Source organism: Intrasporangium sp., from assembly GCF_040414665.1.
In the GTDB taxonomy this organism is placed as follows: Bacteria; Actinomycetota; Actinomycetes; order Actinomycetales; family Dermatophilaceae; genus Intrasporangium.
The window spans coordinates 90,639-101,436 of record NZ_JBEDUL010000051.1 but is presented as its reverse complement, the minus strand read 5'-3'; the positions used below and the strand labels follow the sequence as shown (position 1 = coordinate 101,436).

Sequence of the window (10,798 nt, the reverse complement as noted above, 5' to 3'; positions counted from 1 at the left end):
CCCGACGACGCTCCGCGCGGGAAGGCGACGAACCGCGACGAGGTCGGTGACTTCGAGATCACCGCGCAGGCCGTCATCGTCACGAGCGGCGGCATCGGCGGCAACCACGACCTGGTCCGGCGCGTCTGGCCGGAGCGGCTCGGCACGCCGCCGGCGCGGATGGTCGCGGGAGTGCCGGCACACGTCGACGGCCGCATGCTCCAGATCACCCAGGCGGCCGGTGGACGCCTCATCAACCCGGACCGGATGTGGCACTACACCGAGGGCCTGCGCAACTGGGACCCGATCTGGGAGAACCACGGCATCCGCATCCTGCCCGGCCCCTCGTCGCTGTGGCTGGACGCACGGGGACGCCGGCTGCCCGCACCGTACTTCCCGGGCTTCGACACCCTGGGGACACTGCGGCACATCTTGTCGACGGGCTACGACTACTCGTGGTTCGTCCTGACGCAGAAGATCATCGAGAAGGAGTTCGCCCTCTCCGGGTCCGAGCAGAACCCGGACCTCACCGGCAAGGACGTGCGGCAGGTGCTCGGACGGGTCCGACCCGGGGCGCCGGGGCCGGTCGAGGCGTTCAAGCGGCACGGCGAGGACTTCGTCGTCGCGACGAGTCTCGGGGAGCTGGTCCGCAAGATGAGCTCCCTCGTCGGCGAGGAGCTCATCGACGAGGAGTCGCTCCGGCGCACCATCGTCGCCCGGGACAACGAGCTGGACAACGCGTTCACCAAGGACGCCCAGGTGACGGCGCTCCGTGGCGCGCGGAACTACCGTGGCGACAAGCTGATTCGGGTGGCATCACCGCACAAGATCCTCGACCCCAAGGCCGGGCCCCTCATCGCCGTCCGTCTCAACATCCTGACGCGCAAGACGCTCGGGGGCCTCGAGACCGACCTGTCCGCGCGCGTCCTGACGGAGGGCGGCGAGACGCTGCCGGGTGTCTTTGCGGCCGGTGAGGTGGCGGGCTTCGGCGGCGGCGGCATGCACGGCTACAACTCGCTCGAGGGGACGTTCCTCGGCGGGTGCCTCTTCAGCGGACGCACCGCCGGTCGCGCCGTTGCCGCGGCCCTCTAGCTCCCACTGCAACCCGCAACACACCGAGCACCGGCCAACCCCTGACGGTTATAACCGCCGCGAGCTTGCCGGTGCTCGGTGTGTTGCAGCGACGTCACCACAGTGGGCCATGATGGAGCGCATGGCAGAGGGGGCGCAGGCCTGGGTGCTGCACGTCGATCTCGACCAGTTCATCGCGGCGGTCGAGGTGCTGCGGCGACCCGAGCTCGCCGGCAAGCCCGTCATCGTCGGCGGGCGTGGCGACCCGACGGAGCGCGCCGTGGTGTCGACCGCGTCCTACGAAGCCCGCCAGTTCGGCGTCGGGTCGGGGATGCCACTCCGGCTCGCGGCCCGCAAGGCACCGGACGCAATCCTCCTGCCCGTGGACGCGGATGCCTACAACGCCGCCTCCGAGCAGGTGATGGCCACGCTCCGGCGGCTCTCGAGCGAGCACGGCTCGGTGGTCGTCGAAGTCCTCGGCTGGGACGAGGCGTTCGTCGGCGTGACGACGGATGACCCCGAGGCCTTCGCCCGACAGGCCATGGCTGCGGTGCTCGAGGCCACGGAGCTGCACTGCTCGGTCGGCATCGGGGACAACAAGATCCGCGCAAAGATCGCGACCGGCTTCGGGAAGCCGCGAGGCGTCTTCCGCTTGACCAAGGACAACTGGCTCGAGGTCATGGGCGACCGCCCGACGATCGACCTGTGGGGAGTGGGGTCGAAGATCTCCAAGCGCCTCACCGCGCTCGGCATCGAGACGGTGCGACAGCTCGCCTACTCTGACGAGGCGGCGCTCGTGACTGAGTTCGGCCCGCGGATGGGCACCTGGTATCGAGAGCTCGGCCGGGGTCTCGGCTCGGCGGTCGTCGACGACAGCCCGTGGATCGCTCGGGGGCACAGCCGGGAGACCACCTACCAGCAGAACCTCACCACCTCGGAGGAGGTCCGCGACGCCATCCGGGTGCTGGCCGAGCAGGTGCACGGGGACGTCGCGAAGGAGGGGCGGCCGGTCTTCCGGGTCACGCTGAAGATCCGCTACGCGCCGTTCTTCACGCAGACGAAGGCGCGGAAGCTCAAGGCGCCGACGCACGAGAAGGATGACGTCGTCGAGGCCGCCGTGGCGCTCGCGGACACGGTCGAGCCGGGGCGGGAGGTGCGGCTGCTCGGGGTGCGAGCCGAGATGGTGATGCCCGATGAGGGAGACCCCGCCGACCGGACGCCCATTCGCGGCCGCCTCTGATCCAGTGAACCGCTACGACCTCGACGCTGGTTCACCGGATCCGATGAGCGGGTCACTGGTCGCGGGGTCGCATGCCCTCCCACCGGGCCAGCCGGTCGGCGACCTCACGTTCACGATCCGCGTTGCGGCGCGCCCGGTCCTGCTGAGATGCGGCCGACATCACGCCGCGGTAGACGCTCACCACGGCGAGCGCCGTTGCCGCATAGGCCGCGATGGCCAGCACGAGCGCCGTGCTCCCGCCGCCGAAGGTGGAGCGGAACAGGTGCAGAAAGACCGCCGCCACACCAGAGACACCGGCAACGACGAACCACACGATTGTCGCCCGGGTCAGCGTGGATTCCACGGCGTCACTCTCGCACAGCAGGGCCGGCCGTCGACAGGGAGCCTCCAGTGAGCCAGAGGGGCAGCTGGTCGGCGAAATGGTCGTCACCCTCGACACCCGAGGCTCCCATGGGAACCACCCACCGGCTCGAGTCCCGGTCGGCCAGGTCCCACACGTACCGCGCCACCGGACCCACGTAGCAGCGGTCCGTCACCCCCGGGGCGCTCGCCGCTGCGAGGACGCACCCCTTGTCGCCCGGTACGGCGGCGTCCGGCGCCGTCGGCACGCCGCCGAGCCCGTCGAGGGCGTGCACCGGATCAAACCAGTGACGGTCGCCCCAGACGGTTGCCTCGTCTCCTTGCTGCGCCACGCGCGCGAGGGCCTCGGCGACCCCCGTCGCCACGTCGATCCCATGGCCGGATGCCCCTCTCACCATCGACGGCCAGCCGATGCCGATCTGGAGCGGCACGGTCAGCCATGTCGTGAAGAGTCTCGAGTGCCCGGTTGGCTCATGCAGCGGCGCGAGCGCCCGATGCTCGGTCAGCCACCGGACGAAGGCATGCCGCCACTCGGCGAAGACCGCGGCGCCACGACTGTCCGGCACGCTGAGACCGTCCCAGGCCATCAGCTCCTCGCGGACCGCGGCAGCGGCACCGGAGACCTCCGCCGTGGAAACCAGCTCGCGCATGAGGCGGGCCTGGCCATTGAGGGTGTCGACGTGGATCGCGAGGAAGTCAGCCGGGGTCAGGCCACGCCGGTCGCCGACCAGGTCCCGGATCCGGTCGGCCCGGAACGGGGAGGCGTACTCGACCCCGAGGCCGCCACCGCTGCGACGGTCGTTGGCGCTCACCATGACCTCGACGACGTCGGTGGCCGGGCCGCGTCTCCAGCCGACCCACTCGTGCCGCGGGTCCCAGGCGTCGACGGGGACCTCGAAGTTGACCGCGGGCCGCTCCGGGACCCGGCCCACCACCAGGTGGCGGACGCGTCCTTCGACATCCGCCACCACGGCACTGTTGACCGGCTCGACCCAGCGGCCCAGCGCGGCCTCGACGTCGTCCACCGTCCGGGCCCTGAGCAGTGGCAGGAAGGCCTCGAAGCCGAGGTCGATGGTCGCCTGCGACGGCGTGCGCAGGCTGAAGCAGTCGGCGGCTGCGGCTGGCGACCCATCGCGCGACCCGGCAGATGACCCGGTCGCGGTCCCTCGCGACAGCGCCGCCTCGAGTCCCGACTCAAGGCCCGTGACGACCGGCCCGCGCTCCGTGACGACCACGGGAACCTCGACCGCGTCCGCACCGCGGACGAGCACGGTCTCGAGGTGGTGCGTGACGGGCGCCCAGCCAGCGACGCCACGGGCCTCGAGGCACCCGTCGTCGCGTCGGCGCAGCTCCTCACGGGTCAGGTCCTGGTAGTCCGCCATGGCGTTGGTGATGCCCCAGGCGACCGAACCGGCATGGGCGAAGTGCTGCACCCCGGGCACGCCGGGGAAGGCGAACCCGACGACGTCGAACTCGTCGCAGGCCAGCCCGACCTGCTGGTAGCAGCCGGGCAGCTCGAGGATCCGGTGCGGGTCCCCCGCGATGAGCGGCAGGCCGCTGGCGGTGCGCTCGCCACACACCACCCACGCGTTGCTCCCCGACTGGGTGGCGCCCTCGGCATGGAACAGCGGCAACCAGTCCGCGCCGAGCCGGTGCACGATGTGATCGTTGAAGAGCTTGGCGGGGAAGGTGCCGAAGAGCAGGTGGACCGCCCAGAAGATCCCGAGCGGTGTCCAGGGCTCCCACGGGCGCGGCCGGAACGCCTCGTCCGGCAATCCGCGCAGCCCGAGCAGCCCGAGCTCCGGGGCCTGCCCCAGACCGGTCGGCATCCCCTCGTTGACACCGTCGACATAGGCGGAGACCCAGGCCCGGGTCTCGTCATCGAGCGCCGCGTAACAGGCCCGCACAGTCGGCTCGAGCTGAACCTGCCGCGCGAAGCGGTCCCACGGCACGCCGTCATCGCCGACGTACTCGGCCGTCCGGCCCTCCATCCGCCACCGGAACCACTCGAGTTGCCAGGCTCGGTCCTGCGCCGTCACCAGCCCCTGGAGCCGGGCCAGGTCGAGGACCGTGCCTGCGCGAAGATGGGGGATGCCATGGGAGTCGCGGACGACCTGACCACTCATGCCGGACAGCATCACGAGCCAAACCGCCCGAGTCCACGGCAATTCCAGCCGAAGTCACCCGGATCACCCGGCACGGTAGGCGAAACCTGGCCCAGCGGCATACGGCTAGGTTTGCCCCATGGCGCGTGGAGAACGCAACGTTCTGGGTGGCGACCTCGAGCTGTGCAGCGCCGACCCGCTGACCGGGTTCTACCGCGACGGGTTCTGCACCGCGGGTCCAGAGGACCGCGGCCTGCACACGATCTGCGCCGTCGTGACCGCCGAGTTCCTCGAGCACCAGCGCAGCATCGGCAATGACCTGCTCACCCCTCGCCCCGAGTGGCGCTTCCCCGGGCTCACGCCCGGGGACCGTTGGTGCGTTGTCGCGACGCGCTGGCTCGAGTCCCACCAGGCCGGCTCCGCGGCGCCGGTCGTCCTCGCGGCAACCCACGAGCGAGCCCTCGACATCGTGCCGCTCCAACTGCTCCAGTCGTATGCCGCTGACGTCCCTGACGACCCGAGTTCCCTGCTGTGACGGCCAGGAACAAATCTTCCGATTCCTCCCCACGGCGGGGGTCCAGGTCGCACAATCAGTGAGCAGCGCCTCGTGTCGATCCCGCCCGATCGCACGTCCGTCCCCGAGTGGCGCCGCCGGAGGAGTCCATGCGCGTCGTCCGACTCCGCGTGACCCGGACCGGGACCGGCAGGGTCAGCGGCACGAGGGTCTGCGCTGTCGTGCTCGCGCCGCTGGTGGTCGCCGTCATCGGCTCCTGCTCGGGCGAACCGGAGATCGAGCTCAGTCAGGCCCCACCCGGGACCGGGCTGGGACCGACGGCCACGGTGACCGTCCCCGAATGGCGAACGGTCACCAACACGGTGACCGCGACGACCACCGTCGTCTCGCCGACGACCGTCCTCACGACCCCAACGGTGACGGTGACCCTGCCGCCACGCCCCGTGGTGACGTCGACGGCCCCCTTCAGCCAGGGCACCGCCCTGGCGAGCTACCAAGGGATCATCGGCGACATCTCGGCTCTGGACAGGAGCGGCGGCACTGGCCCGGGCGCCGCCCTGCAGTTCGAGGCGCTTGCTCGACACCTGACGTCGCTCGAAGGGACCGCGGCTCCGCCCGGACTGGACCCGCCCAGCTGGTTCGGCCGAGTGACGTCGCTCCGGCTCTTCGCGGACGCCGCATCCGCCGAGGCGCTGGCCGGGTCGCCGCAGGCCCCTGCACGCTACGGCGTGATCCGGTCGGAGGTCGGCGTCCTGCTGGCCATGGTCAACGGGGCCCTGCGCACGAACCTCGTCCTACCGATCCCCCCGCCGACCCCCAGCACCTCGATCCCGCCGCGCTGAGGGACGCAGCGCAGAACCAGACCGGTTCGGCGTCGTATCCACTCCCACCACCCGATCACGAAGGGAATGTCATGCACCGGACCCGCTTGCTTGCCGTGGCCGCAGCCGTTGCCGCAGCCGCCGCCATGCTCGCCCCTGCCCCGGCCCTTGCTGGTGGCCGCCCATTCTCGACCGACCTCGTCGGCGCCAACGAAGTCGCCGGTGGCGACCCTGACGGCCTCGGGACCGCCGACGTCCGGGTCAACGTCGGCCAGAGCGAGGTCTGCTACGAGATCACCGTCTCGGGGCTCGACCCGGTCCTCGCGGCGCACATCCACCGCGCACCCGCGGGCATCAACGGGGCCGTCGTCGTGCCCCTGAACCCACCCGTCGACGGGACGTCCAGCGGGTGTGCGACGGTCGACCAGTCGCTGGCGAAGGCGATCCTCAAGGCGCCGCAGGACTTCTACGTCAACGTGCACACCACCGTCTTCCCGGCCGGCGCCGTCCGCGGGCAGCTCGGCTGAGACGCCGGGCTGTCAGCTGCGGGGTAACGCGCGGGAGAGCCGGCGGACTGCGTCCTGGATGGCGCCGGCCTCGATGGTGCCGATCCCCATGACGAGCCCCTGCACGGGCGGCTGCTCGAGGTAGCGCGGCGTGAGGGCCTCGATGCGCACGCCGTGCCGGGCCGCCTCCGCGACGACGGACCGATCATCGACGCCCTGGTCACGGAAGTGCGCGCACACGTGCAGGCCCGCGACGGAGGGCACCACCTCGAGCACGTCGTCGTGCCGGGACAGCTCCGCGAGGAGCTGGCTCCTCCGCTCGCCGTACACCCGGCTCGCTCGGCGCACGTGCGCGGAGTGGTGTCCCTCCGCAAGGAAGTCGGCCAAGGCACCGTGCGTGACGACGTCGCCCTCCCACGTGCTGACGCGCCTCGCCTCGCGCAGCGCCCGCTGCAGCGACTGCGGCGCGACGAGGTACCCGACCCTCAGGGCTGGGATCAGGGACTTGCTGAACGTCCCGACGTAGATGACCCGCCCCTCGCGGTCGAGGCTCTGGATCGGCTCGAGCGGCCGGTCGGAGAACCGGAACTCGCTGTCGTAGTCGTCCTCGACGATGGCGGCATCGTGGTCGACCGCCCAGCGCAGGAGGGCGGCCCGGCGGGCCAAGGACATGACGACCCCGGTCGGGAACTGATGGGACGGCGTCACGTAGACGATCCGGGCGTCGTCCGGGAGCGCGTCGACGACGAGGCCCTCGCTGTCGACGGGCACTCCGCGCACCACCGCACGGTGCGTCTCGAAGAGCCGGTGGGCTGCGGAGTACCCCGGGTCCTCGGCGGCGACGACGGTCCCCGGCTCCACAAGCACGCGGGCGACGAGGTCGATGGCCTGCTGGGCGCCGACGGTCACGATGACGTCCTCGCTCGAGCAGGCAACCGACCGGGCCAGGCCGAGGTGACGAGCGACCTCCTCGCGCAGTCGCCGGTGGCCGCGACCGACATAGGTCAGGTCGTCGAGTCGTGATCGGCGCAGCTGGGTGGACACGAGCCGGCGCCAAGTCTCGAGCGGGAAGAGCCGGTTGTCGGGCAAGCCGGGGTAGAGGTCGTGGACTCGGCCCGCGAGCGGGCGCTCCGGCTCACGACCTGAGTCGAGCCACATTGCGAGCGGCTGCACGGCGCCGCTCCTGGCCCGCCGTCCGTGGTCGTCCGCGTCCGTGGTCAGGGCCACGTCGGTGACGAAGGTGCCGGAGCCGGTGCGGCTCTCGAGGAAGCCCTCGGCCACGAGCCGGTCGTAGGCAGAGGTCACCGTCCCGCGCGCCACGCCGAGCTGCCCTGCGAGATCCCGCGTCGCGGGCACGCGGTCGCCGCTGGCCAGCCGACCGTCGAGGATCGCGTGGCGGAGGGCTACGTAGATCCGGGCCGTCCGGTCGCCCGGCGCGTCGAGGCTCACGTGAATGGTCACTCCAGCAGGGTAGAGCGGACCAGCCCGCTCGTGGGAAAGCGGCCCTGCCCAGCAGTCCACCCAGCCCCGCAACATGGACCTCATGGCACCTTCGAGCAGCGCCCGGATGGCATCAGACGCGGCTTCCGCGGGCCCATCGAGCCCGGCCGAGGCCGTCAGGCCGGACTCGCGACAGGCCTCGGGACAGGGCTCGCGACAGGGCACGCTCACCGTGGCCCAGGGCACCGCCCTGTCGGTCGGCGCCGTCCTCGGCACGGGCGTCATCACGCTGCCCGCCCTCGCCGCCGACGTGGCCGGGCCCGCCTCTCTCGTCGCTTGGGCCGCCCTCGTCCTCCTGTCCATACCGCTCGCGGCGACGTTCGCGGCATTGGGCGCCCGGTTGCCCGACACGGGTGGCGTGTCGACCTATGCCCGGCGAGCGTTCGGCGACCGGGCGGCCGGGGCCGTCGGCTGGTGCTTCTACTTCGCCATCCCCGTGGGTGCTCCCCCTGCGTCGATGATGGCAGGGGGCTATGTCGCCGACGTGGTCGGCGGCGGCCGGACCACCACCCTGGCGGTGGCTGCCGCGCTCCTCGCCGGCACGGCTGCGATGAACGCCATGGGCCTGCGGCTCTCCGGCCGGGTCCAGCTGGCGCTGGCGGTCGCGCTCGCCGTGCTCATGCTCGTCACCATGTCGCTGGCGCTGCCCCATGGCGACTCCGGCCACCTGTCGCCCTTCGCGCCGCACGGCTGGGGACCCGTGGCCGCCGCCGCTGCCGTCCTTGTCTGGGGGTTCGCCGGGTGGGAGGCCGTCGCTCCCCTCTCGGCCGAGTACCGCAACCCGCGCCGCGATGTCCCGCGCGCCACGGCGATCGCCGTTGCCGTCGTCGGCGTGCTCTACCTCGGCCTCGCGGCGACCAGCCTTCTCGTCCTCGGTCCGGCGACCGGCGCAACCGAGGCTCCGCTGTCGGACCTCCTGGCCGTCGCACTGGGGGACGGCGCGCGCGTCCTCACTGCTGTCGCCGCCGTCCTGCTGACGCTCGGCGCGATGAACGCCTACTTCGCCGGCGGCTCGCGGCTCGGCGCAGCGCTCGGCCGCGACGGGAGCCTCCCCCCGGCCCTGGCCAAGGGCAGCGGACCGGGCGAGGTTCCGCGGCGCAGCCTCGGCGTGCTCACCCTCGGTGGCGCGCTCTCCCTTGTGGTCGCAGCCGTCCTCGACCTCGGCCTGACGCCCCTCATGCTGCTCGCCACGGGCTGCTTCACCCTCGTCTACGTCGTCGGGACCGGCGCGGCGCTCCGTCTCCTCCCGCGCTGGAGCCTCGGCTGGTGGACCGCCGCGGTCGCCTTCGTCGCCACTCTCGGCCTGCTCGTCGTCAACGGTCTGCACACGATCTGGGCGCTGGGCATCGTGGCGGCCTCGCTCGCCTACCGATCCCGCACGCCCCGAACCGGGAGCTGACGCCGGTCGATCCGCCGCACCCCAAGTGGCGCCAAACCATTGCATCCCGGGCGTCGGAACGGCAGGCTCACCCTCACAGTCTCAATGGGAGAGCTCACCAGCTCGATGGGGAGGAACTTGATGCGCCGACTGCCCACGCGTGCCGTTCTCGCTGCGGCCGCCGCTGCCCTGGTCGTGGTCCCGATGGCCGCGGCGACCGCCGCCCAGGCCACGCCTGAGCCGCCGGGCAAGCCGATCACGGTGATGACCCGCAACATCTACCTGGGCGCCGACATCAACCGGCCCGTCGAGGCCGCGCTCGCGGCGCAGGCCCAGGGCAAGACGCCTCAGGAAGTCGTCGCGGCGCTGGCCATCGCCACCGACCAGACCCGACGCATCGTCGACGCGACCAACTTCCCGGTTCGCTCCAAGCTGCTGGCCCGCGAGATCGCCACGGCCAAGCCCGATCTCGTCGGCCTGCAGGAGGTCGCCCTGTGGCGCTCCGGGCCGCTCGAGCTGAACAAGGTCGGCGTGCCCAATGCCACGGCGGTCGACTATGACTTCCTCGCCACCCTGCTCGCCGATCTGCGCGCGGCCGGGACGCCCTACGTCGCCGAGGTCGTCGGCGAGCGTGCCGATGTCGAGTCCCCGAGCTTCACTGCGACGATGGGCAACCCGCGCGACGTCCGGCTGACGATGCACGACGTCATCCTCAAGCGAGCCACCAACGCGCTCACGGTGACTGGCGAGCACGACCAGCTCTTCGCCCACAACCTCAAGGTGGAGATCTCCGGCGTGACGATGAACTTCTCGCGCGGCTACCAGTGGGTGGACGTGCGAGCGGGTGGCTCCTCCTTCCGGTTCGTCAACTCGCACTTCGAGGCGTTCAGCTCGAACCTCGCTCTCGCGCAGGGCATGCAGGTGGCCGCCGAGGCCACAGCGACCGACCGCACGACGGTCTTCGTGTGCGACTGCAACTCCGACCCCCTCCTCGACAGGGTCAAGCCGCAGGACACCGTGCCCCACAAGGCCCCCTACGACTTCCTCACGGGTCCAGCCGGATACACGGACCAGTGGCTCGAGTGGGCCCCAGCCGAGCAGGGCTGGACGTCAGGCCTGTCCGAGCGCGTCAACGACGCGTCCGCCGCAGGCTTCGACCACCGGATCGACATGGTCTTTGCCCACACCCTCGACGGGAGACCGCTCGACGTCGACCGCGGCTTCATCACCGGTAACCAGGTGACCGACCGCGACCCGGCAACGGGCCTCTGGCCCTCCGACCACGCAGGCGTGGTCCTCCGCCTTCGCGGGTGGTGACCCGAGC

General features: G+C 71.6%; 10 protein-coding genes. 7 read left to right on the top strand and 3 right to left on the bottom strand.

Annotation, left to right across the window (positions count from 1 at the left end; all coding sequences use genetic code 11):
- Window positions 1-1,071: FAD-binding dehydrogenase (locus tag ABF401_RS05870; RefSeq protein ID WP_353508600.1), on the top strand; the 1,071-nt coding region annotated here is incomplete at its 5' end.
- Between the two features lie 121 nt (window positions 1,072-1,192).
- Window positions 1,193-2,290 carry a DNA polymerase IV gene (locus tag ABF401_RS05865; RefSeq protein WP_353508599.1) on the top strand — a complete coding sequence of 366 codons (1,098 nt, stop codon included), beginning with the start codon at window positions 1,193-1,195 and terminating at the stop codon, window positions 2,288-2,290.
- A 52-nt stretch (window positions 2,291-2,342) separates the two neighbouring features.
- Here ABF401_RS05865 and ABF401_RS05860 read toward each other — a convergent pair whose 3' ends face one another.
- Both ABF401_RS05860 and ABF401_RS05855 read right to left on the bottom strand, forming a co-directional pair.
- Entirely contained in the window at window positions 2,343-2,633 is a 291-nt protein-coding gene (locus ABF401_RS05860; protein WP_353508598.1) for a hypothetical protein, read from the bottom strand.
- A 4-nt stretch (window positions 2,634-2,637) separates the two neighbouring features.
- A complete protein-coding gene (locus ABF401_RS05855; protein WP_353508597.1) occupies window positions 2,638-4,776 on the bottom strand; it encodes a penicillin acylase family protein in 2,139 nt (712 codons plus the stop codon).
- Window positions 4,777-4,894: 118 nt separating this feature from the next.
- Here ABF401_RS05855 and ABF401_RS05850 point away from each other — a divergent pair, with 118 nt between their 5' ends.
- The 3 genes from ABF401_RS05850 (at window position 4,895) to ABF401_RS05840 (ending at window position 6,617) form a co-directional block, all read left to right on the top strand.
- Complete coding sequence (locus ABF401_RS05850) at window positions 4,895-5,290, top strand: DUF2237 family protein (RefSeq protein ID WP_353508596.1); 396 nt, start codon at window positions 4,895-4,897, stop codon at window positions 5,288-5,290.
- 128 nt (window positions 5,291-5,418) lie between these two features.
- On the top strand, window positions 5,419-6,111 hold the full coding sequence (locus ABF401_RS05845) for a hypothetical protein (protein WP_353508595.1): 693 nt from the start codon (window positions 5,419-5,421) through the stop codon (window positions 6,109-6,111).
- A 71-nt stretch (window positions 6,112-6,182) separates the two neighbouring features.
- Window positions 6,183-6,617 (top strand): CHRD domain-containing protein, encoded by a 435-nt coding sequence (locus ABF401_RS05840; protein WP_353508594.1) that lies wholly within the window; start codon window positions 6,183-6,185, stop codon window positions 6,615-6,617.
- A 12-nt stretch (window positions 6,618-6,629) separates the two neighbouring features.
- Here ABF401_RS05840 and pdxR read toward each other — a convergent pair whose 3' ends face one another.
- Window positions 6,630-8,057: a MocR-like pyridoxine biosynthesis transcription factor PdxR gene (pdxR, locus tag ABF401_RS05835; RefSeq protein ID WP_353508593.1), complete on the bottom strand. Its 1,428-nt coding sequence runs from the start codon at window positions 8,055-8,057 to the stop codon at window positions 6,630-6,632.
- An 82-nt stretch (window positions 8,058-8,139) separates the two neighbouring features.
- On the opposite strand from pdxR, the gene ABF401_RS05830 reads away from it, so the two are divergent.
- Together ABF401_RS05830 and ABF401_RS05825 are read left to right on the top strand one after the other, a co-directional pair.
- A complete protein-coding gene (locus ABF401_RS05830; RefSeq protein WP_353508592.1) occupies window positions 8,140-9,495 on the top strand; it encodes an APC family permease in 1,356 nt (451 codons plus the stop codon).
- A 120-nt stretch (window positions 9,496-9,615) separates the two neighbouring features.
- The gene (locus tag ABF401_RS05825) at window positions 9,616-10,791 is read left to right on the top strand and encodes an exonuclease/endonuclease/phosphatase family protein (RefSeq protein ID WP_353508591.1); all 1,176 of its coding nucleotides are present in this window, start codon (window positions 9,616-9,618) and stop codon (window positions 10,789-10,791) included.
- Window positions 10,792-10,798: the final 7 nt, after the last annotated feature.